This window comes from Bacillus sp. FSL R5-0654 (assembly GCF_038008745.1).
Classification (GTDB): Bacteria; Bacillota; Bacilli; order Bacillales; family Bacillaceae; genus Bacillus; species Bacillus safensis.
Genome location: NZ_JBBOZV010000001.1, coordinates 1,845,559 through 1,871,078, shown reverse-complemented (window position 1 = coordinate 1,871,078; position 25,520 = coordinate 1,845,559). Strand labels below are relative to the sequence as shown.

Genomic DNA, 25,520 nt, shown 5'->3' with positions numbered 1-25,520 from the left:
TCAATATACGTCACGCTGATAGCGTTTTTGCTGCTGCAAGTTGGCTAGATAGCTTTCAGCTTTCTCTTTGCTCATCGCACCTTCTTCTTGGATGATTGATAGAAGGGTATTATGAACATCATGCGCCATATGTTTTTCATCTCCGCAGACATATACATAGGCACCTTGCTCCAGCCATTCGAATAATTCTTTACTTTGTTTCTTCATTTGATGCTGGACATATACTTTTTCCTCTGAATCTCGTGAAAAAGCCACATCCATTTTCGTTAACACACCATCTTTTAACCACTTTTGCCATTCGGTTTGATATAAGAAATCCGTCACAAAGTGCTGATCACCGAAGAACAACCATGACTTTCCGTCTGCACCGACTTCCTCGCGCTCCTGCATAAAGGAACGGAAAGGGGCGATGCCTGTGCCTGGTCCTACCATAATGATCGGTGCTTCAGGGTTTTCAGGAAGCTTAAAGTTTTGATTGTGCTGGATATAAACAGGCAGCTTATCACCTGGCTCTAAGCGCTCCGCACATAAGATTGAGCAGACACCCTGACGTTCTCTTCCGTGAGCATCATATCTCACAGCACCGATCGTCAAATGAACTTCTTCTTCATTGGCTTTCAGGCTGCTTGCAATGGAATAGAGGCGAGCCGGAATTTTTCTTAAAATGGCAGTGAAGTCTGCCGCTGTTCCTTCAAAAGGACCGAAATCACGAGCAGCATCTACTAAATCTCTTCCTGCTATATACGCTTTTAACTTTTCTTCGTTTCCTTCTTCTAAAAGGGCCTGCAAGGCTTCGCTTTTTGTAAAGGACGCCATCTTTTGAAGAAGAGGTTTTGTCAATACGGTAATCTCAAAATGAGAGGTAAGTGCTTCTTTTAAAGGAAGCGTGTCGCCGTTTTTATGAACGGTTACGGCTTCCTCTGCATTCCATCCGCATGTTGTGATCAGTTCATCAACAAGCGCAGGATCATTTGTTGGATAAATACCAAGGCTGTCACCCGGCTCATAAACAAGTCCTGATCCTTCAAGAGAAAGCTCTAAATGACGGGTTTCTTTGTTAGAACCGCGGCCATTTAAGTTGATATTTTCAAGCACTTCAGCATAAAAAGGATTTGTTCTTGAGTATTCAGATGCTGCCGTTTGAGTGTTCGCTTCCGCTGATTCCTGCGGGGCTGCGGCTCCGCCTTCGCTAAGTGATGATGCCACCCCTTGAAGCCATTCAGAAAACGGCTCATCATAATCAAGATCACAGTCCACTCGATCGAAAAGACGCGTTCCGCCAAGCTCTTTTAAGCGCTCATCAAATTCTTTACCTGTTTGACAGAAGAATTCGTAAGAGCTGTCACCAAGTGATAGGACAGAAAAGCTTAAATGATCAAGCTTTGGTGCACGTCTGCCGTGAACATATTCATGGAAAGAAAGGGCATTATCAGGCGGATCTCCCTCGCCATGTGTGCTGACGATAATCAGTAAATTGTTTATTTTTTTCAGACTATTTGGTTTAAAATCTGACATAGAAGAGAGCGTCACTTGAAAACCTTTCTCTTCAAGATGTTGAGCTGTCTTTTTTGCTAACCCTTCAGAATTGCCTGTTTGTGAGCCATAAAGGACGGTCACATCTTTGCTGATAGGCTGCGCTGGTGCTGCGGCAGAAAGAGAAGGGGCTAGGGCAGTATTTTCTGATCCGGCTAAAGCTGCCTGTGCTGATAAATAACCGGTAAGCCAAATTTTTTGCTGATCTGTTAAAGTCGGAAGCAGCTGATTAAGCAGTTCTGCCTGCTCCTGACTAAACGGACTGTTCAATACATGAAGTTGCAACGATATCCACCTCACAAGGAATATAAACATAGATTAATTCGATAGGAATTATATATATAGGTTCAATTTGAACTTTACCGAAAGTTTGCCATTAAGTAAAATATATAATATTGATTGTCATGATTAAGATTTCTAATACCTTTGCAAGGTGACAGAACTTGAAGGTGAATCGCTTAACTGTATAAAGCATCTTTAGAAAAATGGGCCGTTTTGAATGAAGAGACGATCGTAAGGGATTGAAAAGGGGTGTATGAAAGTTAATGCAGATAAAGTTTAAAAATATAAAATGTTTTCGGCTTGTCATCTTGATTTTTCTCATTTTATTAGTAGCGTGTAATTCTCCACAGGGCAATATAAAAGATTCGTACAATAAAAATAAAACGACAGCACCTTTTTCAAAAAAAGGCATCCTGCTAAGAAAAGGGGAGACGAATTTACTTCTTATAAACAATAAAACGCCTCTAAAAAACGATGATTCATTGAATACACATCTTCTTATTGAAAAGTATAAAAATGATCTCATCGTTATGGATTTAACAAAAGTAGATTCTAAAGAGCTGTCACAGGGTCAAACGATTGAGGTTTGGTTTGATGAGTTACAAGAATCGTTTCCTCCTAAAGCAAAGGTCGAAAAATATAAAATCATGATGGATAAGTAGGGGGCAGGGGGCAGATTCTTTCTATCATGAAAAAGGAGAAAAACCTTAGAGTTTTTCTCCTTTTTTCAAATTATGCTGTTGGAAGTCCCATCACGGCTTTTACTTCTAAATATTCCTCGATACCGAAGTCTCCCCATTCTCTTCCGATACCAGATTGCTTAAAGCCGCCAAATGGGGCAAAGTAATCTGTTTCGGCGTTGTTAATGGTAATTTGACCGGCACGAATATGTTCAGCTACATATTTTAATGTTTTTTCATCTTTTCCAACCACATAGCCAGCAAGACCGTACACTGTATCATTGGCAATCTCAAGGGCATGATCCAAGTCTTGATATGTGATCACACTCATGACGGGTCCGAATATTTCCTCTTGCGCAATGGTCATATCATTTTTCACATTTGTGAAAATAGTATGCTTGGCGAAATATCCTTTGTCTAGTCCGTCCGGCTTACCAGTTCCCCCAGCAAGCAGGTGAGCACCTTCTTCAATTCCTTTTTCAATATAAGACTGCACGGTATCCCATTGCTTTTTGGAGACAAGCGGGCCAGTGGCGTGATCTTCTCGCGGATCACCAACTGTAAACTTCGGCAGGGCATTCAGCAGCGCTTTTTCAAATGCATCTTTCATTGATTCAGGAATCAGCACACGTGTAGCTGCGGAACATACTTGACCTGTATTCATCGCAATATGATGAACGGCTGTTTCGGCTGCCTCATCCACATCTGCATCATCTAAGATGATAAGAGGGGATTTCCCGCCGAGCTCAAGAGCCACTTTCTTAATATTGTCTGCAGCATTTTCCATTATTTTAGAGCCGACAGCACCTGATCCCGTAAATGAAACAAAGTCAATATCAGGGTGTGAGCTAATGCCGTCACCAATGACATCACCAGTTCCGTTTACTAGGTTGAAGACGCCTTTCGGTACGCCAGCTTCATCAATGATGTCTGCAAGAATCATTGCGGCAAAAGGTGTAATTTCCGCAGGCTTTAAGACAACTGGTGAGCCTGCTGCAATGGCACCCGCGATTTTAAGTGATGTTTGATTTGTTGGGAAATTCCAAGGTGTAATCAATCCGCTGACACCAATCGCTTCTTTTATAATGGTGTGTCCGCCGCGGTCCTCAGTAAATGTATACGATTTAAGTGCTTCCGCTGCTTTAGAAAAATGTTCATGTCCCATTTTGTAATGAACCTCTTCCGATACTTTCAGCGGTGCACCGAGCTCTTGTGTCATGACTTCAATTAGTTCATCCTTACGCTTTTCGTAGCCGCGCACAATGTTTTCCAGCATCTTTACGCGTTCATTTCGAGATGTTTTTGAGAAAGAAGGGAAGGCGGTACGAGCAGCTTTGACTGCCTTATCTAAATCTTCTTTTGTTCCTAAACTAATGGTGCCAATGACTTCCTCTGTAGCAGGATTGATGACTTCCGTCGTTTCGTTTCCTGTTGATGCGATCCATTCTCCGTTAATAAAATGTTTCTCTTGATTTCTCATTCTGACATGTCTCCTTTTTATATGTGATTCAATTCAATATTCTGTTTTCAGGTGATATAAAACTGTACCCACTGTGAAAAATCTAAAACGATGCAACTGTAAAAGAAAAAGTTTCTGATATAATACGCAAAGTGGGACATATGTCCTTTTCAACATCAGGGCATCTATCTTTTAATGGAACTAGACTGAAAAAGAAGGAGCATTTGAACGAATGAAAGGTGTTATTTTCGCTTTATTAGGAGGCGCTTGTATTACACTGCAAGGCGTAGCAAACGCAAGAATCAGCCAGGATATCGGGACATGGCAGGCGGCAACCATCACGCAGCTGACCGGCTTTATGATCGCACTGATCATTTTACTGATCGTACGTGACGGACACTTCAGGGAATATCAAAAGGTGCAGCCGCTTTATTTAGTAGGCGGTGCATTTGCAGCCATTATTATTTTCAATGAAGTGACTGCGATTCAAATGATCGGTGTCACACTGACCATCGCTGCTTTACTCATTGCTCAGCTGGCATTTACCTTTGCAATCGATGCAAAAGGATGGTTTGGTGTACAGAAGAAGAAAATGAAATGGCAGCATTATGCAGGAATTCTATTGATGATCGCAGGCGTAATCATTTTAAAGCTATAAAGGAGGGCGTCAGATGGAGGAGCTTCATGATGAATCTCTATTTTCCTCTTATCTCAAGGCACATGAATTAGAAAACGTCTTTCATCAGAAACTCATATCACACGTCAGCTTATGGCGCTATGAGCAAGGTGAGCTGATTTGTTCAAAGGGAGATCAGAGGGAGCACTTGTACTTGTTAGTAAAAGGAAAATTAAAGATTTTCACCACCACAAAAGAAGGAAAGACCTTCATTCTTTGTTTTAAACATCCTCTTGAAGCGATTGGAGATATTGAATACGTTCAGCAGACTGATATGGTCAATACAGTGGAGGCTGTCACAGAAGTACATATGCTAAGGATTTCTCATCAAGCGCTCATGCGCCATGCGAAGGATGACCCGCGCGTGTTAACCTTTTTACTAAAGGGCATCACAAACAAATTTTATACGAAATCAAACGATTTGAGCTTCCACCTTTTATATCCTGTAGAGGTCAGACTCGCAAGCTACTTATTGTCTGTGTTAACAGGGGATAACAGCGCGAGCGCACTGCGTCTTACTGATGCGGCGAGCTTAATTGGTACAAGCTACCGTCATATTAACCGGGTGATTCAGCAATTTTGTGAAAAAGGGCTGATAGAGAGGCGAAGAGGGAAGATTACGATTCTTGACCGGGAAGGACTCTTAGAAATAGCGGAGCGAAACATTTATGAATAGAAGAAATGAAGGGATTCAGACATGATCATAGGAATAGGATTAGCCATCACGGCTGGCGCACTCGTCAGCTTACAAACCATTTTTAACAGTAAGGTCAATGAGCAGACAGGCTCTTGGTCAACGACCACTCTCGTTCTAGGTATGGGCTTTATTGCTTCACTTTTGATGGGTCTTTTGCTAGAAGGAACCGGCATGTTTCAATTAAGACATATGGAAGCGTGGTACTGGATTAGCGGAGCCATTGGAGTAGGGGTGGTCATCTGCCTCGTTCAAAGCATCAAACGTCTCGGTCCGACTTATGGAATCTCGATTGTCCTGATTTCACAGCTCGGCTCCGCGCTTTTGTTCGATTCGCTTGGCTGGCTTGGGTTAGAGAAAGTGGAATTTTCCCCCGCAAAACTATTAGGTGTCATTGTGATTGTTGCGGGGATCCTGGTGTTTAAATTGACCAAATTGGAGTCAGCAGAAGAGGAGCAATCAGAAGAAAAAGGGCTGCCACAAAAGTAGCTGCCCTTTAGATCAACCGCCGCCATAGAACAGTTATCGCAGATAAACCATTTAAAAGGAGCCTTTTCATCAAAGGCTTTTTTTTCTGACCATAGGACCCCGTTTTATAGGCTTCCTTGTCCTTCGCGACAAGTATACTATAGGCGATTTTACGTTCTATTGCCTGAGTAAGTGATAGCGCAAAAGGGGCACTATCAATGACCAAAATTGACTCTGTATTTAAAAAACTAGACCTCGCATCTAAATTATATGTGCCAATAATACTTAAATAATCATCAATGACCATTGATTTCGCATGAATGGAATACGGACCTTCATATTCGTACAAATGAACGCCTGTTTTCATCAGTTCCTTTTTCGTGCTTAAGTAACCTGCAAAAGCTAATGGATTTGGCGTCGCTGTAAGAGAATTCGTGACAACTGTCGTTTGAATCCCGCTGCCTAAGGGAGTGAGGCCGTCTTTCATGGGTCGTGTCGGGATGACATAAGGCGTCTGTATGAGCACAGAACGCTTTGCCCGGTGAGCTAGATCGTTTAGTTTTTTGAGCACAAGAGGACGCTTATTGAAACGCTCCACAGGATTTGTAAAAAATGCAATCTGCTTTACTGAGGTGCCATCTGCTGCCCAGTTAAAGGACGACATCACAAAAGGTTCTTTCTCATGCACTGCCTCCTGATAGGATCTAAGCAGTTTCTTTCTTAGTTTTAAGCCTTTCTTTGCTTTTTGTTTGGAGAACACAGCTTTTGTTCTTTTCGTAAAGTTATGATTCCATAAATAAACGAAGTATTGCTCCATTTCATCTAATACTTTTCCTTTTTTGTCGTTATAAAGCAGCACATCGCGGTCAAATGCAAAGTCTTTCGGCGGCTGATCTGCAAAGTATTTATCACCGATATTTCTTCCGCCCATCACAGCCACTCGGCCATCTGCCAGCAGCAGCTTATCATGAAGGCGGTTATGCCACGTCCATGGCTTAAATAACCGAAAGGGCTCATAAAAACGAATGGCCATGTTCGGGTGATTTGCCACGGCATATCGTAAATCTTTTAGCGGTCCACGCAAACTGTGGCAGATGCCGTCTAAAAGCAGCTGAACTTTCACCCCTCGATCAGCAGCTTCAATTAAAGCACCTAGTACCCATTCGGCTGTTTTTCCCTTTTGAATGGAATAATAACTTAGGCGGATCATCCTCTTTGCCTCACGAATCATTTGGATTCTGGCCTGACCAGACTCAAATCCATCGTCAAGAAGCATCACTTGATTTGTGCCCTGATCATCTCCTGAGATCGAAGAGGCTTTATAGATACAATGTTCTTTGCATGTTTTTTGGATCGGTAAATAAAACAAAACAAATGCGGTCAAAAAGACATAAACGACATAGAGAAGGATCAGATAAAACAAAAGATGAAGCATTCGGATCAGCTCCTTTCACATAGACACAACTTTTCCTTAGTTTATGTCAAAAATAAAATTTCACTCATTTTCGCCTTTCATCTAAATACATGACAAAAGAATCATCTTGTTTTTATTGGGCATTTAATTATAGTATGAAATGAATAAGGGGGAATCGAATTGAACGAATCATTATTTAACATCCCAAGTGATGTATATCAAACGTTAAGTGAAACAGAACGTTATTTACTCAATTATATTCACCAGCATTTAGAGGATATCTCCACCTTATCCATTGTCACTTTAAGCGAAAGAGCCAATGTATCAACGGCCACGATTGTCAGACTGATGAAAAAAATTGGCTATAACGGCTATACATCCTTTAAATATCGATTGAAACAAGAAAAGAAAATGACAGATGCAAGCGACCAGCTCAAAAATATTGATGAAGACATCAAACTAGCGATTCGGAAAAATGAAGAAGAGGTTTTAAAAACGATACAGCTGCAAAGTATTGGACAAATTGAAGATGCCGTTCAAAAAATACATAATGCAGACAAAATTTATATTTTCGGCAGAGGCTTCTCAGAGATGATCGCCAAAGAGATGACCATCAAATTACAGCTCATCGGGAAAACATGTGAAGTACACGACGATCCGAATATCATTCGGCTGAAATCGCGAGACATTGAAAAAAGTGAGCTTGCCATCTTTGTTTCATTAAATGGCGAAACAGCTGAGCTTGTTGAAGCGTGTCAAAACCTCAGTATGAAGCAAGTCACAACCATTACGGTTACGACAAGAATAGATTCTACATTAAGCAAAATATCAGATATGACACTAGTCGGATATAAAGGGGAACAATCTTTCTTCCCAGATTATGAAGTCAGATCCCGTCTGTCTCTTCATGTCATTGCCCGCATTTTACTTGACGCCTATGTGATCCGAATGAAATAACCAATAAGAAAGCCTTCGAGAGTTTGATCTGGAAGGCTTTTTCTCATGAAAACCTTTACACATTCTGAAAACATTTTCACTGAATCGTATGAGATACTTTCTTTAGAGAAAAGAAAGAAGGTGAAACCAATTGATTTATACCTGCACCTTAAATCCTGCTATTGACCTATATATTGCATTAAAAGAAATGCGGGCAAATGCAGTCAATCGCACAGAAGATGAAGATTATCAGCCGAATGGAAAAGGCGTGAACGTGTCAATTATGCTAAAGAAATATGGCTTCACCAGCACTGCACTAGGATTTATTGCTGGGTTTTCAGGCTCTTATATTGAACAATCTTTAAAGGATCTCTCCATTCAAACCGATTTTATCTCGGTTGAAGGCATTACACGCATTAATGTTTTTATTAATACGACAGAAGAATACAAACTCGTGAATCAAGGCCCTGCAATTGAAGAAAAAGCGCTTCACGCCTTTCGTGAGAAAATTGCGGCTATCCCGCAGGGAGGCATCCTCATCATGTCAGGCAGTCTGCCAAAAGGCGTTCCTGCCAGCATTTTTTCAGAAGTAGCAGCTATTTGTCATCAACAGAAGGTCAAGTTCATTTTAGACACAAGCTCCGCAGCGGTTCTTGAGACGCTTCAATACAAACCGTATTTACTAAAACCGAATGAAGAAGAAATTGCTGCTTTTTTCGGTAAAACACATCCTTTGTCAGAAAAAGAACTCATTCAATCAGGAGAGAAACTCATTGAGATGGGTGCAGAGCAAGTGCTTATTTCCCGCGGGGGAGAAGGGGCTTTGTTCATTACGAAAGACGCCGTCTTAAAAGGAAACGCACCGACAGGCACTGTAGTAAATACAGCTTGCTCTGGAGATGCGATGCTCGCAGCCTTTCTTAGTAAACAGCTTGAAGGTCATTCATCTGAAGAGTGCTTACGTTACGGCATTGCAACTGGCGCATCTACTGCATTTTCTAAAGGCTTAAGTGATTTACATGACATTGATTCATTGATTGAGCAAGTACACATTCAGAAGAAATAAGGGGGAATAACACATGAGCCGTAAAAAAATTGTCGCTGCAACCGGCTGTCCAACAGGCATTGCACACACATTCATGGCAGCTGAAGCATTAAAAATCGCTGCCGAGCAACTAGGGGTCGACATCAAAGTCGAAACGCATGGTCAAGTAGGAATTGAAAACGCTTTAACTGATCAAGACATTCTGGAGGCCGATGGGGTCATTGTCGCAGCTGACAAAGATGTAAATACAGATCGTTTTCACGGCAAACCACTAATTGAAGTGCCTGTAGCGAAGGGTATCCGCACGCCAAATGAACTGATCCAAGGCATTATCAATGAAGATGCCCCCGTTCATCAAGTGAAAGGAAGAACTTCTGGAACGGAGAAACCATCTGCTCCTTCATCCTCTCAACAAAAGTCGGCAAATAAATGGATACACACCATCTATAAGCACTTAATGAACGGTGTATCACACATGCTGCCATTTGTTGTTGGAGGCGGTGTTTTAATTGCCCTTTCTTTCTTATTCGGTATCTACTCTGCTGATCCTAAGCACGAAACGTATCATCCGTTTGCTGCCTATTTGAAAAGCATTGGCGGACTCGGCTTTAGTTTAATGGTGCCAATTTTAGCAGCATTTATCGCTGATTCGATCGCAAGACGCCCAGGGATGGTCGTTGGATTTATAGGTGGTCTCCTTGCAAACGATGGAGGCGCTGGATTCTTAGGTGGTATTATCGCAGGTTTTGCAGCAGGGTATATCATCGTACTTCTTCAATTCCTGCTTCAAAAATTACCAGCATCACTTGATGGATTAAAATCAATCTTCATCTATCCTGTCATCGGTATTTTCTTAATTGGGGCTGTCATGACCCCGTTGTTAGTTCCAATCACAGGGCTAAATAATTCCTTAATGGACTTTCTCTCATCTGTACAATCCACAAATCCGCTGCTTTTAGGCTTAATTGTTGGAGCAATGTGTGGATTTGATATGGGCGGACCTTTTAACAAAGCAGCCTATGTCACAGGAACGGCTTTACTTGCAGAAGGTAACCTTTACTTCATGGCAGGTGTGTCAGCAGCATGTATCACACCGCCGCTTATTATTGCGATTGCTACAACGATTTTCCGAAAACATTTCACGCCACAAGAACGAAATGCAGGGGCAATCAACTATATTCTAGGAGCGACACATATTACAGAAGGAGCCATCCCATTTGCGGCCAAAAACCCGGTCGTTGTCCTGCCAATTATCATGTTTGGCTCTGCCATCTCTGCTATATTGACATATTTGTTTGGGGTACAGGTTCCAGCTCCGCATGGTGGATTCCTTGTTCTTCCGGTCGTCACAGGTGCATTCCAATGGGTGCTTTCCATACTAATCGGCTCACTCGTAGGTGCGATTCTCTACGGACTTTACCGTAAAAAAATAGACAACCCCGCAGTTTAAAAGGGAGGATGAGAAATGATGGAACATATCTATATGAATCTTCACGAAACAGCTTCTTCACAGGCTGGCGTGTTCGCAGCCATTGCTGACATTGCCTACAAAGCAGGTATTTGCACCTCACCAGAGGATGTCAAAAAAGGGTTAGCGGAAAGGGAAGCACTGAGTACAACCGGATTTCAAGATGGATTTGCCATTCCGCATACTCAAACAGAAGCCATCACGAAACCAGCACTTGTGATCGTCCGCACGGAAACAGGTATTGAATGGGACGCTTTTGATGGGAAGCCTTGCTTTTTCTTCTTATCCTTACTGATCCCTAAAAGTGAAGCAGGGACGACTCATTTAAAAGCTCTTTCAGCCCTTTCACGAGGCTTAATGGATGAAACGAAACGTCAAAAACTGCTGGAAACAAGAACAAATGAAGACATGCTTGCTGTATTAGAAACGGATATTTTAACTAGAGAGGATGTTTGATCATGCCTTTACTTTCAACAACACCAATGCTTGAGGCTGCGAAAAACGAAAAATACGGAATTGTGGCATTCAATGTGCACTCCTTTGACAGTATCTATTGGGTGCTCGAAACTGCCGCAGAATTAAAGTCACCTGTGATTTTGCAAACAACGGTTGGAACGGTTCAATCTCTTGGAGCAAAAGCGATTGCAGATACAGTGAAGGCGGCGGCTGATCAATATCAAATCCCAATCGGTCTTCACCTGGATCACTGCACAGACTTTGATGTGATTCTCACCTGTATCAGGGCTGGATATACATCCGTTATGATCGATGCATCTATGCACTCATATGAAGAAAATGTACGCCGCACAAAAGAAGTCGTGGATCTTGCCTTAAAAGTCGGTGTAAATGTCGAAGCAGAGCTAGGCAAGGTAGGCGGTGTAGAAGATGATATCGTCGTTGACGAAAAGGATGCTGAAAAAGCCGTTCCATCAGAATGCCGTCAATTTGTAGAAGAAACTGGAGTGCCTACTTTAGCGCCTGCGATTGGTACTGCCCATGGCATTTATAAAGGGGTGCCGGATATTGACTTTGACCGCATTGAACAAATTGCAGCGCTGGTCGATGTACCACTTGTCCTGCACGGTGGTTCCGCTGTACCAGATGAGGATGTCAAGCGATGCGTTGCACTTGGTATGGCAAAGGTGAATGTCTCAACTGAACTGAAAAATGCGTATTCCGAAGCAATACGTGATCATTTCTCAAACGAACCTGAAAGCTTAGATCCGCGTATGTATTTACAAAAAGCAAAACAAGCAGCGAAAGACATGGTCCAATCGAAAATACGAATCGTTGGCAGTGAGGGCAAAGCCCATCCGTTATATCAATAAGAAAAAAAGCAGAGCCGCTATCGCTCTGCTTTTTCACATTATTCGTTTTCCTTCATTTCATTAGATGTGCGTACTCGTGCATTTCCCATAAATATGACCGTAATCGCCGCAAGTGCAATCGGGAATAATGCAAGCAAAAATACGTACGTAATACTTTGTGACATCGCATCGATGACTTTATTTAAAATATCAGTCGGAATTTGTGAGCGGGCACCTTCTTGGAAAATAGCCTGTGGATCGCTTATTTGAGAAGGGGCTCCTTTCATTCCGCTAAAGGCATCAGCTAAACGATTTGTCAGCACATTGGTTTGAATCGTTCCGAAAATTGTTACACCGAGCGTCATTCCAAGTGATCTCATAAATGAATTGGTCGAGTTTGCACTGCCTCGGTAACGCGGCTCAAGATCATTCATTGAAGCTGACGGCAGAAGGGAGAAGCTGAACCCGACGCCAAAGCCTGATATCATCATAAAGAGTGTGAGCCACAGTCTTGCTGTATCTGGTGACATATTGGCAAGCAGCAGCATCCCAGCGAAAAATGAAATGACAGAAATAGTCATAAGACGTCTGAAAGGCACTTTCGTCTGCATCGTTCCGCCGATCATACTGCCAATGACTGATCCAATCATCATCGGTGTTAAAATGAACCCTGCACTTGTCGCAGATTCACCGTACACAGCCTGCACGAAAATAGGAATAAAGACAGCAAGAATAATAAATGTCCCGCCATATAAAAACGCCAAAATTTGAGATGTTGCAAATAATCGATTTTTAAACATCCAAAATGAGATAATCGGCTCCTCAGCCTTACGCTCAACAATAAAGAAGATCGTACCGAACACAAGAAACACAGCAAAAAGTGTGAGGATTTGCACCGAATCCCAAGCATAAGATTTACCGCCAAGCTCAAGCGCGAACATTAAGCTGACAACCGCAACGACAAGTGTAATAGCACCTGACCAGTCGATTTTCTGCTTACGATGTTCAAGCGATTCCTGATAGTATCTGGCGATCAAGAAGACACTGACAATACCAATTGGCACATTAATATAGAAAACCCAATGCCAGCCGATCGAATCCGTAATAATAGCACCTAAAAGTGGTCCGAGTACACTTGATAAACCAAAGACTGCTCCAAACATACCAGACATTTTCCCGCGCTTTTCAGGCGGGAAGATGTCGAAGATAATCGTAAATGCGATCGGAAGAAGTGCACCGCCCCCAAGCCCTTGAATGGCTCGGTAAATAATGAGCTGATCCATCGTTTGTGCGATACCGCACAGCGCTGATCCAATTAAAAAGAAAATAAGTCCAAACAGAAAAAAACGCTTTCGACCATACATATCAGAAAGCTTTCCGTAAATAGGCATTCCCGCCATCACTGCCACCATATAAGAAGCCGTCACCCAAGCAAATTTATCAAAACTGCCTAAATCTGCTACGATGCTTCCCATTGCTGTTGCAACAATGGTATTGTCCATCGCTGCCATAAAAATCCCTAACAGCAAACCGATGACAACAAAGCGAGTGGATGCCTTGCCTTTATCCACATGATTCATTTCATTTACCTCCTGCTTACGTTCTCTCATTATTTTTGCTATGATCAACTTAACCATAAAGTAAGAGAACATTTATCTTGATGATCAAGATAAATTGATTTTAAAGGGAGGAGAACAAGTTGTCAATAAAGAACGAGGCTGAAGACAGAGCAGCCCAGATCATACATACAATGAGGCGCCTCGCCACACGAACCGTTTTGTTCCACCAAGCGGCCGCTCAATCGCTCGGCCTTTTTCCAACAGATCTCAAATCCGCCGATTTATTAAACGAACTCGGTCCCCTCACAGCAGGGGAATTAAGTGAAAAAACAGGCCTTAGCTCCGGTGCAGTCACAGCTCTCATTGACCGGCTTGAAAAAGCGGGCTACGCCAAAAGAGAAAAGGATCCAAAAGACAAACGAAGAGTCATCATTGTTCCTCTAACAGCGGGGAAATCCCAGGTAAAAGAACTCTTTCGATCCTTATCAACATCAACGAAGGAACTCACAAATGAATACAAACCAGAAGAATTAGATTTAATTATTCAATTTATAACTGAAGCAGCAGATATCATGGAGCAAGAGCTGCAATTGCTGAAGTCTAAATCGTAAAAAGTACACTGATGCGGGTGTGCTTTTTCTAAGTGCATTCCTAATTCATGTATGGATTGCCTCGACTAGTGACATCTTCCTTACCATGGAAGTGCTCTATAACACTTTTTTATAATGGAGAAGCTCAAAAAAATGTTCTATTTAAAAGATTGTTCTAAAAACTACATTATAATTGTTATGACAAAAGTGGAGCTAACGCATTCTATAGTGAGCTTTTCAATTGCAACAATGTCATTTACATAATAAGTATTGTTTTTGTGTCTTAATTCCTATTTAATGACAAACTTTGTATTGGTAAAATTGACCTTGTCAATGAATAGGAAGGAGTGAATTCTTCTGGGCAAGATACTTGATGCAAAAGCACTAACAAGTGCCATGGACACAAGGGCAAAACACTATCAGGAACTCCGCGAACAAATGGTAGATTTAAAAAAGGCATTACAAGGTGTTGCCAATCTCGGTGATGACTTCACTGGGAAAGGTGCAGATAATATTAAAAGTTTCTATAAAGAGCTTGCTGGAAATGTAGACATGTTTATCAGCTTCATTGATAAACAAAAAGCCTTTCATGAAGGTGTTTCTGGGACACTGGATGATACGAGCTTTGGCGGCGATACCTTTGTAGAAGAACACTTTTTAGACAACGCAGTACATATGGGCATCAAGAATGCCAAAAGCATTGTGAAGGATCAAAAAAAGGCACTCAAAACGATTTTTCAAGACATTGATGACCTCATTTCCCTAGAGGTATTTGATAGCCAAACCTTTGATGAAAAAATAGAAGATGCGGAAGATGAACGAAAAAAGACGGTCAAAGAACTAAGAGAGCTTGATCAAAATTTAAAAGATGAATATGCTTTGTCAGAGACGGAGCAGCAAGCTACAATGGCATTGTACGCTGAAATGATGAATGCGACAAATGACGGAAAAGCGATTTCGCCTATGAATTTTGACAAGAAAGCGTATCAAAATAGCGAAATCTACAAGGCAAAAAGCGATATTGAGAAGCAAACTGCTGAATATCTGAAAATCAAAAAAGAACAAGAAGAAGCCCGCGAGATCGCAAAGGAACAAGAAGCGCTCGCCAACCGTCCTTGGTATGAAAAAGCCCTTGATTATGGGGGAAACATTGTCAATGAGCTAACCGGTGTGAATGATGCAAAACGAGCAGCTACAGGCGTCGATCCAATCACAGGCGAAAAGCTTACGGCAGGCCAACGAGTCGCTGCAGGTGGAATGGCAGCAGCCGGTTATATCCCTATCGTCGGCTGGGCAGGACGCATTTTTAAAGGCGGGAAAGCCGTCTATAAAACCACCCAAGCCACATCAGCTGCAGTCAGGGCAGTCGACATTTACAAGACATCACAAAAATCCTTTGACGCCTTAAAAACATCTCAAAAAGGACTATATGGCCTCACTGCAACCAACGGCTTCAGCGAAGCAATTACAGGCCGAGACATGTTTGGAAACAAGATCTCAAAAGAACAGCAGGAAGCAAGTATGAACGCGGCTCTGGGGATGCTTTTGCCGTTTGGGGCGAAAGGCTTTCGGGGGAAGATGGGAATTACGGGTAGGGAAAACGTTAAGTTCTCATCTAGCTTAGAAGATCATATAAGAAAAGTTGATCCCAATGTTCCAAGGAGAAGAGGAATTGGTGGGGCGCATAACAAAGATGAATTTATGAAAAATGATGTAAATATATTAAATGTTAAGAAGCATGATGCTTTGCCAGGAGTGGAAAAAATAACTTACCAAGTTCCTTCTTTAGATGCTAAAACAGGTCAAAAAATTGGATGGAAAGCAAAGCCATTTGATAAAACTGTTTATGATCCTAAGTTAATTTCTGATGAAGATTTTATTAAACGAGGAAAAGAAGCTGTAAATAATGCTTCTTCAAAAGGTGTTTTAGGGAGAGAATGGGAAGGTTATGATGGACAAGGTATAAAATGGAGAGGTTATACAGATAAGGATGGGGCAGTGACCTCGTTTTATCCTGAATTATAGGTAGGAGGATTCAGATAGTATGTTAAAAAAAATTTTAGAAACTCAAATGTTAAGAGATGAACACTTTCCTGTGGTGGCTTTCTTCAATGCCATTACTGATGATAGCTTTGTAAATATTGTTCAGCATTTATCTACGGGAGTAGGTTATGGAATTAACGATGTGGATTGCACATTTCCAAATGATCTGGAACCCGACGAGGAGCCCTTTCATGGAGTACTATTTGCACTTCATGATGATGAGGTTATTGTTGATTATCAAACATTCTACTATTATCTTGAGCAAGCCTGTAACACGTACATTACAGAGTATCCTCAGGATAAGAAAACTATTAGCGAGGTGTTAAGGAAGGTTTTTGAAAAATATAGATTGGCCAATTGACAGAAGCAACCTCTGAAAATAGTTGAGCAACTAAGTATTGAAATTAGTAGAATGATTAAAGACAATTCTAATTGATAATTTATAGGCTGAATAATAAATTAGGACTTAAATTACTATCAAATTTATGAATAAGTTGGAGAATAATGAGAAGAAATATAAAACTCGAAGTCCCTGTATTCAACATTCATCCTTTAAGAATAACTGAAGGTTGGATTGTACGTTATAATAATTTCAGGGAAATTGACCCTAAAAAGTTAGAAGCAGAAGATGATAGATGGTTTATGTTCACTGAAAGTTTATTACAACTTTATCATGAGAAATCATCAATAACATTGGATTTAGGGTGGTATCCTGATTTATCTTCTGATGGTAACTACCTTGTTCTAATAGTTAAAAATACAGATTGGGACAATCCTATTGAGGAATTCAGCTCGGATGACTATACCAAAGTGATTGACTTTATAGAATTTCATTTGAAAGAAATTACATCCAACTGGTGGAAATAAAATAGTAGATACTTAATTACTAACAAATTAACATCGCTAGTTTCTTCAGTTTTACTCGTTTATGATCAATTTTTGGGGCTGTAGGTACTCGAATGTGTTCTCAGAGTAATTTCATAATTAGGGGATTCAATATGTTTAGAGAATTAGATAATCTCTTATCTGCTGATACAACAGTAGATTCATGGTATGATGACGGGTGTTTGATTGCTAGTGAGATACTCTCTGATTTTAGCCAAAATGACTGGGAAGAACTATCAAATCAGGTGCTTAATAAACCAATAGAGTGGCAGCGTAAAATTGCTTATTGTCTGGATAATGAGTGCAATGAATATGAGCTAAATATTTTAATAGATTTGTTGAATACTAATGATAAAGAATTATTTGAGATTTGTATTGATACATTGAGAAGCTTCCCAATTGAAGAAGGCAAGAAATTGATATTGAAGCATCCTCAAATTTTAAAACGTGTAAATCATGTAATGGCTACTACTACGAATTCACCAGTAAAAGTAGTTCTTCAAGACTTTCTTTCAAAAATGAATTCAAATTAGTTCATTTTTAATGAGATTACGCAAAAAAACCTTGATCTGCTTAATGCCCTCAAGGTTTTTTGTGTTATTGGACTTCAAATTGAGAAAAAACCGACCAAAAGAGGGATGGGGACCCATCGTATGATAAAGACCAGCAAAACTAGGCGCTCACAGCTTTTATAGTGAGTTTTTTCGAATGAGGGGGATACTTTACATCTTTTTCTTTGATATAGATCAGAAATTCCTTTGAAGAAGTATAGATGTTAAACAATGAAATAGCAGGACATTTATATAAAAGACTAATGCCAAGCCATTTTAACGGCGAACTTCTTCATAAGAAAATGAAGTTGGTACAATAAACAGAAAAACATCCTCTAATAATGCATAGAGAATGCTGCTCTGTTTAGAAGAGGGAAATAATTTTAATTTATTTGTTAGATTCACAAATTCGGGTTCAATATTCCCCTTTAATTTTAAAAAATGACCCACGAATCGTTCCAGCAAGTTTAGACTTCTGCCTAGCAAATTTAAATTTCCCTTCTAATTCCTTTGGTACTTCCATACCTTCAGAAAGCTTAAAACCAACAGCACGTTTTTTCGGGTCATCCACTGTATACAGGACGTTAATTGCAAGACCATCCTCATAAAAGACGTAAGTCCATTTGATATTTTCCACTTGAAAACTTGCCGTTTCTAAAGGTTTTGCTGCAAACTCTAGTTCACGTTCTTCTTTTAACACTCGGTTCACATAATCAAGGGTATCCTGACTTTCGCTGGCAGGTAATACTGTAAATTCATGCTTATATTTGTTCATAAAGTAACGAGCCTCATTAGCTCGTAAGCCAGCAAGTGCTTCTGCTACAGGTGAAGACTCTAAACCAATCGTAGACACATTTTTAAAATCAACGATATAGGCCATTTCTATCCCTCCATATCCTTCTTATTTTCGTACAACAGGAATCCACATCTCACCAAGTAATAAGTCGTTTCGCTGCCCCATCTCTACCACTGCATTTGGTCCACCAACATAGGCGAAATTCTTTGCTTCAGGCAAGACTTGACCAAATGCAATACCAGTAAGCGTTTGATGCAATTCATCAGCGGTTTTAGCTTCCCCTTTAACGATTAGATATTCCCCTTTAGGAAATTGAATTACTCTGTCCGCTTCTGGTAATGATTCCTCTGTCATGACCCCGACATAATGCATCAGCTTGTTATTTACCGCTTCGTTTACGATAAAAATATAGTCATTTGAGGCAATGGCTTTTAAGGTGTCAAGCTTACCTTCTTGTGTGACTGCTTGCCAAAAGTCTGCTTTTTCCTTCGTGATGCCCGCATAGTCTGTGTAATGACTCTTAAGTTCAGTTCCAATACCTAACACGTGAAAGCTGTCTTTTTGTTCTAGTATATAATCTGCCATATTCAACACTTCCTTTTGAAAAATTGATCAAATGTTTTTTCTTTTCACTTGATAAATATATAATAGGCTTAAACCATGTCAAAAAATGATACTGTTTAGGGGGATCAGATGAAAAAAGTTGAACGGATTAATACCATCATGCGGTATATTAACAACCGCGCCAACTTTACAATTTCTGAAATCATGAGAGAATTTCATATCTCTCGTTCGACAGCAATTAGAGACATCAGAGAAATTGAAGCTATGGGGATGCCGCTTGTCGCTGAAGTCGGAAGGGACGGGGGGTATTTTGTGATGAACAATTCAGTCCTGCCAACTGTTCGTTTTACCGATAATGAGATTAAAGCTCTTTTTATTGCCTTTATGGCCACGAGAAACCAACAACTTCCTTATTTAAAGAGTCGCCAGTCTTTAGCTGAAAAATTACTAGGACTCATCTCAGAAACCCAGCAAGATGACCTTGTTCTGTTAAATCGCCTCTTGCTATTTGAAGGGACTAATCCGAATAATCCTGATCTGCTTGATTTGACAGATCTCCCTCATCCCATGTTAGAAAAATTAATCCAACTGCTTATTTTGGATCGATATTTACTGATTACCATGAGAGAGGAGAAAGTGATGAAGTCCTATCCTATTTACCTCTTGAACCTTTATCGTGAAAAAAGCATTTGGCTGATTGAAGGCTTTGATTTAAAGGAAGAGAAAAAACGGATTTTGCCTGTCGACAACCTCACAGATGTTGAACCATGCTCTACAAAAAATCGATTAAGCAGGAAAAAGATTTTAGAAAAACTAAGTAAGCAGGAGGAAGTAATCAACCTTGTCCTTGAACTTGGTCCAAAGGCAATTGCACAGTTCAAAAAATACCATCCTTTCAAAATGTCAATTTCTTATACGAATCCTTACCAAACTACAGCCATTTTAAAGACTTTTATCGATGTTAATCATTCAGAAGAAATAACGGAAATGACAAATTGGCTATTTTTCCTAGGCGATGATATCAAGATCAGGGAAATGCCTGTAGAAATCTTGGAAAGTTTACAAGAGAGACTACTCCTATATTGTCCATAATCAATGCTGGTTAGACCTCTTACTAGATACATGAACGTGAGTCGTATCAAAAAATTCTTGCTCCAAGTTTCGAACAAAATCTCAATGAACCACCAATCTTATTTCCATCTTCTTTAGATCTCAGCTGTTGAAGAAAGATAAATATGCTTTGTCAGAGACGGATCAGCAAGCTTCAATGGCATTGTACACTGTAATGATTGCAACAAAATGACAAAACAGCGATGCCTATGGATTTTGACAAGAAAGACATTAAAAAACATAAAAGGGGGTAATTTTATTGAATTTTTATGATGAAGATCTAATAAAAGATTTGGAATTAAAAGACCTTCTTAAATATGTCAAAGTACATAAAAATCCAAAAATTTATTTAGACTTAATAGAACAAAAATTTGATTTTGCTGGTTCAAAAATAGATTGGTTACAAACCAATAAACATTATAGTAAGAGCTCAAATCATGAATCGTTACTTCCTGATGCTCTTCTATTTATAACCGAATTAAAAGAAAAATATTTAGATAATAACTTACAAGTAATTTACATAGGGGATAACCTTACAGAGTTTGGGTACCAGTTTGAATTAAAACATTTAAAAGAGTTACTCGTCTATTTTTTAGATATCCCACAGCACCACTACTTTATATCCTTAAAAGGCGATTGGTGTATTTGTATTTCATTTGAAAACGATTTGGATTTCGGATTTAGTTTAAACAAAAAATAATTTTGAGCGTCACATATAAGAAAAATAAAAGATGTTAAGAAATGAAAAAACCTTGACTGGCTCTATACCATTCTAGGTTTTTTGCGTTTATTGGTTCTCAAATTGTATACAAGCCTGAAAGCACACTCCAATGGTGTGTTTTTCTTATGAAAAGAGCACACAATCGCTGCACAGCACGTGCTGAAGACATTTGGGCTTCTTTGATGCATGTGAGTTGATTAGACTTATAACAAAGGGAAAGAAAGGAGGAATTCCAACTGTACTTAACCAAAAGGGGCACGACGTTACTATCTATGCTGCTTCATACGACATCTTATCTATCAATAGAAGATTTACAGAATCGAATGAACGTTTCGACTCGAACCGTTTACGCTGAAATCAAGCGAATGAACAGCTGGCTGGAAACTCATCAGCTTAGTGGTGTGCAGCGAAAAGGCCAACTTGGCTATTATTTAAATCCTCATGAAAAAGAAATCATTATTCAAAAAGCTGATACCATTCTTGTTGGTCACGATTATGAACCATGTGTAAAGGAACGAAGGGCTATCTTGCTTTTAACCATTGCATGCAGCGAGCATTGCCTAAGAATAGATGATTTTATGAAGATGACAAAGGTGAGCCGAAATACATTACTCGAGGATATGAAACAGCTAAAAGAAGCGCTTTCAAAGCAGGAGATCACACTCCGCTATCAGGCAGCAAGCGGCTATGTCATTTCAGGGGACGAAAGGGCCATTCGATTGGCACTCAAACCTTATATACATTTCATCCGCACCATGATAAAAAACGAAAAAACGTTTCCGTCGTTTTGGTTAAAGGGACCTATTTCATCCAAACGGGTACACCATCTCCTCCAGCAGTCAGAACAAGAACTTAAGCTTGAATTTGCAGATGAGATGCTGGATCAGCTCTCTTTGGATCTCTTTTTCTACTTCAAGCGGATGAAGCTGGGGCATGCCGTACACATTTCAAACGAAGAAAAACGAACATTGCAGGAAACAGAGGAATGCTTGGCTGCTATTCGTTTCATGGCGCAGATTCAAAAAGAGGCCAGTCTCATTGTTCATGATGATGAGATCTATTTTCTCAGCACCTTATGGCTCAGTGCCAAAAAACAAAAACTTCCATCAATTAAAAAACCAGAAGAACATCTCATTCGCACCATCGCCAGACAAATGATCTTTGACTTTCAGCGATATGCTTGTATTTCCTTTCAAGAACCTAAAGCATTGGAGCAAAACTTAACAATGCATTTAATTCCAGCCTATTACAGGCTCATCTATCACATTGGTATGATCAACGAACTGACGGATTCTATAAAAAAAGCACAGCCAGAAGTGTTTGAAATCACTCAAAAAGTTGCTTGCCATTTAGAAAAGGCGGCCTGTTCAAAGTTGAGTGACCATGAAATTGCATATCTCGCCATGCATTTTGGCAGCTGGATGAGAAGAGAAGGAATTTCATCCATTGTCAGACGTTCTGTATACATTGTCTGCGGAGAAGGAATCGGCACAAGTAACATGCTGAAAACTCAGCTTCTCGAATTAATCGGCTACATTGAAGTACGCGGACTGTTATCAAAGCGTGCATATGAAGAATTAGCAGCAGTTGATGCAGATTTCGTTGTGTCCACAACACCTATTTCGTTTAAAGGAAAACCAGTTCATCTCGTTCATCCTATTTTAACTGCCTATGAGAAAAAAACATTACTTCAATACGGGAAAGGCTCCGAAGCGAAGATTGACGAGAATCATGTAAACGCTTTATTCAACATCATTCAGCAGCATACCATCGTACAAAATAAACAAGCACTGCTTCATGACATTCGGGAGCTGCTACATCCCACATATGTATCCTATCAGAAAGGGTGGAACCCAGTGTTAAATGATTTATTAACAGAACAAACCATCAAGCTCCACCAAACAGCAGACACATGGCAAGAGGCGATTACAAAAGCGGCGCAGCCTTTACTTGATCAAAATGCTATTAAACCAAGTTATGTAGAAGCCATGATACAGTCTGTTCATCAAAATGGTCCTTATATTGTCATTGCACCACAAGTGGCCATCCCACATGCAAGGCCCGAGGATGGCGTGAACAAATTGAGCATGACGCTCATGTCATTCAAACAGCCCATTTCGTTTTCAAAGGATGGAAAAAAGCAGGTGCGGCTTGTCATTGTGTTAGCTGCCATTGACAGCATGAGCCACTTGAAAGCACTCAAACAGCTGACCATGCTGTTAAGTGAAGAAAAACGCACGAAACAATTGATTGAAGCAGAAGATTTAGCATCGGTTCAAAAGCTAATTGATCAATTTTCACAAGTATAAAGGGGGAGTAAGAAAATGAAAAAAATTCTTGTTGTATGTGGAAACGGGTTAGGAAGCAGCTTTATTGTAGAAATGAATGTCAAAAAAGCATTAGAAGAATTAGGTCTTAAAGCTGAAGTGGATCATACCGATCTCAGTACAAGTAAAAATGAACAAGCAGACCTTTATATCGGAGCAGCTGATATTATTGACCAGCTGAATGACGGCACAAGAAATGTGGCTGGCTTAAACAATTTGTTAGACCAGGAAGCCATTAAAGACGTCCTTCGTCAACACATTTAAGTCATGAAAAAGGGGGATTCACATCATGATAGAACTGATCATGAACGATATATTGGGCACACCTGCCATTCTCATCGGTTTGTTTGCACTAGCCGGTTTACTTTTGCAGAAAAAATCAGCTGCAGACACTGTGTCAGGCACCTTGAAAACAACCATGGGTTTCTTAATATTAGGGGCGGGCGCTACAGTCGTCTCTGATTCACTTGGGGTTTTTCGAAAGATGTTCGAAGCAGCCTTTCACATTCAAGGGGTTGTCCCAAATACAGATGCTATGGCCGCCATTGCTCAAAAGGAATTCGGTACACAGACAGCACTTATCATGATTTTTGGTATGCTGGTCAATTTGTTACTTGCAAGATTTACACCTTTTAAATATGTCTTTTTGACTGGTCATCATACGTTGTATATGGCGGCGATGCTCGCCGTCGTTCTTTCGACAGCCGGCATGCACGGGTGGCTGCTCATCTCCACTGGCTCCATGATATTAGGTGCAGCTATGGTCATTGCACCCGCAATCCTTCAACCGTTTACGAGGAAAGTCACCGGAAGCAATGATCTCGCGCTCGGACACTTCAGTACTTTCGGTTATTTTACTGCGGGAATGATCGGCACATGGGTTGGATCTCCAGAAAAATCAACGGAAACCATTCAAGTGCCTAAATCACTCGGTTTTCTAAGAGATACATCTGTTGCCATTTCGATTACAATGGCTTTACTGTTCTTTGCCATTGCACCGTTTGCAGGAATTCCTTATATAGAACAAATTAGCGGTGGCACGAACTTCGCTGTCTTCATTCTCATTCAAGCGATTACGTTTGCTGCTGGTGTGTACATTATTTTAGCAGGGGTTCGGATGGCCATTGGCGAGATCGTGCCTGCGTTTAAAGGAATTGCCGATCGATTCGTGAAGGGGGCAAAGCCGGCACTTGATGCGCCAGCCGTTTTTCCATTTGCGCCAAATGCGGTCATTATCGGTTTTTTATGCAGCTTTGCAGGAGGCATTGTATCCATTTTTCTTTTACCTTTGTTTGGTTTAACTGTCATTGTCCCTGGACTTGTCCCGCACTTTTTTTGCGGTGCTACAGCAGGCGTGTATGGCAATGCAACAGGAGGGGTTAGAGGTGCTGTCGCTGGGGCCTTTGTAAATGGATTGCTTCTTTCCTTTTTACCTGCCTGTTTATTACCTGTGTTAGGAGCCCTTGGCTTTGAAGGGACAACGTTTGGAGATACAGACTTTGGTATCATCGGAATCTTGATTGGATTGATCAAGTTTTTATTTCAGCTATAAAAAGGAGGAGCCTGAGAATGACAGCCGTTTTTTCACCTTCACTGATGTGCATGGATCTAACGCACTTCCGTGAACAAATTCATCTTCTCAACACAAGAGCAGACCGGTACCATGTCGACGTGATGGATGGGCATTATGTGAAGAATATGACGTTATCACCCTTTTTCATTGAACAGCTTCGAAAACTGACAAATTTACCGATTGATGTTCATCTAATGGCTGAACATCCGCAGGAATTTTTAATCGATGCATGTATTGATGCAGGCGCAACGATGATTTGTTTACACCCAGAAGTCGTGCAAAAAGATGCCTTTCGAATCATCCGGCATATTCACCAAAGAGAATGTGATGTTGGCTTTGTTCTAAATCCCGCCACACCAGTTGCAGCATTAGATTCCTTTATTCATTTAATAGACAGAGTGACGATCATGACAATCGATCCAGGATTTGCCGGACAGCCTTTTATTAAAGAAATGCTTCAAAAAATTAAACAGGTGAGAGATATCAAAAAACACGGAGGATACTCGTTTTCAATTGAAGTAGACGGCTCTTGTAATGAGAGCACGTTCCGGCTGCTTGCTGAGGCTGGAAATGAGATTTACATCATCGGCACCTCAGGTTTATTTGGACTTCATAAAGAACTCAACACTGCTTGGGAAAGAATGAAGCAAATATTTGCAAAAGAAACAGCCTCAATCGAATCACGTTAGTAAAAGAGAGGATGAAAGCCATCCTCTTTTTTACGCAAATTTTACTAAAACATAATTCACTCACCAAAACTTACCCAAAAACAAATTAAAAATCACAAATTCATAATTGAAAGCGCTTTATTAATATGTTATCCTTCAAATATCTTTAGT

At 40.4% G+C, this 25,520-nt stretch carries 26 protein-coding genes; 20 read left to right on the top strand and 6 right to left on the bottom strand.

All coding sequences use genetic code 11. The features are described from left to right. The gene (locus tag NSS76_RS09330; RefSeq protein WP_213405131.1) at nucleotides 1-1,818 is read right to left on the bottom strand and encodes an assimilatory sulfite reductase (NADPH) flavoprotein subunit; all 1,818 of its coding nucleotides are present in this window, start codon (nucleotides 1,816-1,818) and stop codon (nucleotides 1-3) included. Nucleotides 1,819-2,078: 260 nt separating this feature from the next. Between NSS76_RS09330 and NSS76_RS09325 the strand changes: the two genes are divergently transcribed. After that, on the top strand, nucleotides 2,079-2,477 hold the full coding sequence (locus tag NSS76_RS09325) for a DUF3221 domain-containing protein (protein ID WP_341081929.1): 399 nt from the start codon (nucleotides 2,079-2,081) through the stop codon (nucleotides 2,475-2,477). A 70-nt stretch (nucleotides 2,478-2,547) separates the two neighbouring features. Here NSS76_RS09325 and NSS76_RS09320 read toward each other — a convergent pair whose 3' ends face one another. Then, nucleotides 2,548-3,975: an aldehyde dehydrogenase family protein gene (locus tag NSS76_RS09320; RefSeq protein ID WP_172881496.1), complete on the bottom strand. Its 1,428-nt coding sequence runs from the start codon at nucleotides 3,973-3,975 to the stop codon at nucleotides 2,548-2,550. 211 nt (nucleotides 3,976-4,186) lie between these two features. On the opposite strand from NSS76_RS09320, the gene NSS76_RS09315 reads away from it, so the two are divergent. Genes NSS76_RS09315 through NSS76_RS09305 form a run of 3 tightly spaced genes read left to right on the top strand, consistent with a single transcriptional unit; the run spans nucleotide 4,187 to nucleotide 5,813 of the window. Further along, nucleotides 4,187-4,612: a DMT family transporter gene (locus tag NSS76_RS09315; protein ID WP_024425673.1), complete on the top strand. Its 426-nt coding sequence runs from the start codon at nucleotides 4,187-4,189 to the stop codon at nucleotides 4,610-4,612. A gap of 13 nt (nucleotides 4,613-4,625) precedes the next feature. Continuing rightward, nucleotides 4,626-5,306 carry a Crp/Fnr family transcriptional regulator gene (locus NSS76_RS09310; RefSeq protein WP_024425672.1) on the top strand — a complete coding sequence of 227 codons (681 nt, stop codon included), beginning with the start codon at nucleotides 4,626-4,628 and terminating at the stop codon, nucleotides 5,304-5,306. Between the two features lie 21 nt (nucleotides 5,307-5,327). Continuing rightward, entirely contained in the window at nucleotides 5,328-5,813 is a 486-nt protein-coding gene (locus tag NSS76_RS09305) for a DMT family transporter (protein WP_024425671.1), read from the top strand. A gap of 7 nt (nucleotides 5,814-5,820) precedes the next feature. Here NSS76_RS09305 and NSS76_RS09300 read toward each other — a convergent pair whose 3' ends face one another. Beyond that, nucleotides 5,821-7,227, bottom strand: coding sequence for a phospholipase D-like domain-containing protein (locus tag NSS76_RS09300; protein WP_044335837.1), 1,407 nt, complete (start codon nucleotides 7,225-7,227; stop codon nucleotides 5,821-5,823). A gap of 159 nt (nucleotides 7,228-7,386) precedes the next feature. Between NSS76_RS09300 and NSS76_RS09295 the strand changes: the two genes are divergently transcribed. From NSS76_RS09295 to NSS76_RS09275, 5 genes are all read left to right on the top strand, one after another. Continuing rightward, on the top strand, nucleotides 7,387-8,163 hold the full coding sequence (locus tag NSS76_RS09295; RefSeq protein WP_024425669.1) for a MurR/RpiR family transcriptional regulator: 777 nt from the start codon (nucleotides 7,387-7,389) through the stop codon (nucleotides 8,161-8,163). Nucleotides 8,164-8,293: 130 nt separating this feature from the next. Continuing rightward, on the top strand, nucleotides 8,294-9,208 hold the full coding sequence (gene pfkB / locus NSS76_RS09290; protein WP_044335841.1) for a 1-phosphofructokinase: 915 nt from the start codon (nucleotides 8,294-8,296) through the stop codon (nucleotides 9,206-9,208). A 13-nt stretch (nucleotides 9,209-9,221) separates the two neighbouring features. Further along, nucleotides 9,222-10,637 carry a PTS fructose transporter subunit IIC gene (locus NSS76_RS09285; protein WP_151863036.1) on the top strand — a complete coding sequence of 472 codons (1,416 nt, stop codon included), beginning with the start codon at nucleotides 9,222-9,224 and terminating at the stop codon, nucleotides 10,635-10,637. 15 nt (nucleotides 10,638-10,652) lie between these two features. Further along, nucleotides 10,653-11,111: a PTS sugar transporter subunit IIA gene (locus NSS76_RS09280; protein ID WP_024427781.1), complete on the top strand. Its 459-nt coding sequence runs from the start codon at nucleotides 10,653-10,655 to the stop codon at nucleotides 11,109-11,111. Nucleotides 11,112-11,113: 2 nt separating this feature from the next. Beyond that, nucleotides 11,114-11,983: a class II fructose-bisphosphate aldolase gene (locus NSS76_RS09275; protein ID WP_044335845.1), complete on the top strand. Its 870-nt coding sequence runs from the start codon at nucleotides 11,114-11,116 to the stop codon at nucleotides 11,981-11,983. 38 nt (nucleotides 11,984-12,021) lie between these two features. Here NSS76_RS09275 and NSS76_RS09270 read toward each other — a convergent pair whose 3' ends face one another. After that, nucleotides 12,022-13,542: an MDR family MFS transporter gene (locus tag NSS76_RS09270; protein ID WP_044335847.1), complete on the bottom strand. Its 1,521-nt coding sequence runs from the start codon at nucleotides 13,540-13,542 to the stop codon at nucleotides 12,022-12,024. 170 nt (nucleotides 13,543-13,712) lie between these two features. Here NSS76_RS09270 and NSS76_RS09265 point away from each other — a divergent pair, with 170 nt between their 5' ends. From NSS76_RS09265 to NSS76_RS09245, 5 genes are all read left to right on the top strand, one after another. Beyond that, nucleotides 13,713-14,132, top strand: coding sequence for a MarR family winged helix-turn-helix transcriptional regulator (locus NSS76_RS09265; RefSeq protein ID WP_044335851.1), 420 nt, complete (start codon nucleotides 13,713-13,715; stop codon nucleotides 14,130-14,132). 375 nt (nucleotides 14,133-14,507) lie between these two features. Further along, nucleotides 14,508-16,136, top strand: a complete 1,629-nt coding sequence (locus tag NSS76_RS09260; protein ID WP_192929555.1) for a T7SS effector LXG polymorphic toxin — start codon at nucleotides 14,508-14,510, stop codon at nucleotides 16,134-16,136. A gap of 19 nt (nucleotides 16,137-16,155) precedes the next feature. Then, nucleotides 16,156-16,515 carry a ribonuclease toxin immunity protein CdiI gene (cdiI, locus tag NSS76_RS09255; protein ID WP_226340878.1) on the top strand — a complete coding sequence of 120 codons (360 nt, stop codon included), beginning with the start codon at nucleotides 16,156-16,158 and terminating at the stop codon, nucleotides 16,513-16,515. A 143-nt stretch (nucleotides 16,516-16,658) separates the two neighbouring features. Next, nucleotides 16,659-17,021: a hypothetical protein gene (locus NSS76_RS09250; protein WP_122631316.1), complete on the top strand. Its 363-nt coding sequence runs from the start codon at nucleotides 16,659-16,661 to the stop codon at nucleotides 17,019-17,021. A gap of 131 nt (nucleotides 17,022-17,152) precedes the next feature. Continuing rightward, complete coding sequence (locus NSS76_RS09245) at nucleotides 17,153-17,572, top strand: hypothetical protein (RefSeq protein ID WP_151863039.1); 420 nt, start codon at nucleotides 17,153-17,155, stop codon at nucleotides 17,570-17,572. Nucleotides 17,573-18,005: 433 nt separating this feature from the next. Here the strand turns inward: NSS76_RS09245 and NSS76_RS09240 are convergent, their stop codons facing one another. Then, nucleotides 18,006-18,470, bottom strand: a complete 465-nt coding sequence (locus NSS76_RS09240; protein WP_024425197.1) for a hypothetical protein — start codon at nucleotides 18,468-18,470, stop codon at nucleotides 18,006-18,008. 21 nt (nucleotides 18,471-18,491) lie between these two features. Beyond that, nucleotides 18,492-18,971, bottom strand: a complete 480-nt coding sequence (locus tag NSS76_RS09235) for a GyrI-like domain-containing protein (protein WP_151039541.1) — start codon at nucleotides 18,969-18,971, stop codon at nucleotides 18,492-18,494. Nucleotides 18,972-19,079: 108 nt separating this feature from the next. Between NSS76_RS09235 and NSS76_RS09230 the strand changes: the two genes are divergently transcribed. The 6 genes from NSS76_RS09230 to alsE all read left to right on the top strand — a co-directional run bounded on the left by NSS76_RS09230 (nucleotide 19,080) and on the right by alsE (nucleotide 25,370). Then, nucleotides 19,080-20,042, top strand: coding sequence for a helix-turn-helix transcriptional regulator (locus NSS76_RS09230; protein ID WP_341081909.1), 963 nt, complete (start codon nucleotides 19,080-19,082; stop codon nucleotides 20,040-20,042). A gap of 277 nt (nucleotides 20,043-20,319) precedes the next feature. Then, nucleotides 20,320-20,760, top strand: a complete 441-nt coding sequence (locus NSS76_RS09225; protein WP_073205833.1) for a rhs-associated protein — start codon at nucleotides 20,320-20,322, stop codon at nucleotides 20,758-20,760. A 257-nt stretch (nucleotides 20,761-21,017) separates the two neighbouring features. Beyond that, complete coding sequence (locus NSS76_RS09220) at nucleotides 21,018-23,090, top strand: BglG family transcription antiterminator (RefSeq protein ID WP_341082685.1); 2,073 nt, start codon at nucleotides 21,018-21,020, stop codon at nucleotides 23,088-23,090. A gap of 15 nt (nucleotides 23,091-23,105) precedes the next feature. Next, complete coding sequence (locus tag NSS76_RS09215; protein ID WP_024425192.1) at nucleotides 23,106-23,372, top strand: PTS sugar transporter subunit IIB; 267 nt, start codon at nucleotides 23,106-23,108, stop codon at nucleotides 23,370-23,372. A gap of 25 nt (nucleotides 23,373-23,397) precedes the next feature. Continuing rightward, a complete protein-coding gene (locus NSS76_RS09210) occupies nucleotides 23,398-24,660 on the top strand; it encodes a PTS ascorbate transporter subunit IIC (RefSeq protein ID WP_341081905.1) in 1,263 nt (420 codons plus the stop codon). A 17-nt stretch (nucleotides 24,661-24,677) separates the two neighbouring features. After that, nucleotides 24,678-25,370: a D-allulose 6-phosphate 3-epimerase gene (gene alsE, locus NSS76_RS09205; protein WP_257802823.1), complete on the top strand. Its 693-nt coding sequence runs from the start codon at nucleotides 24,678-24,680 to the stop codon at nucleotides 25,368-25,370. Nucleotides 25,371-25,520 lie beyond the last annotated feature (150 nt).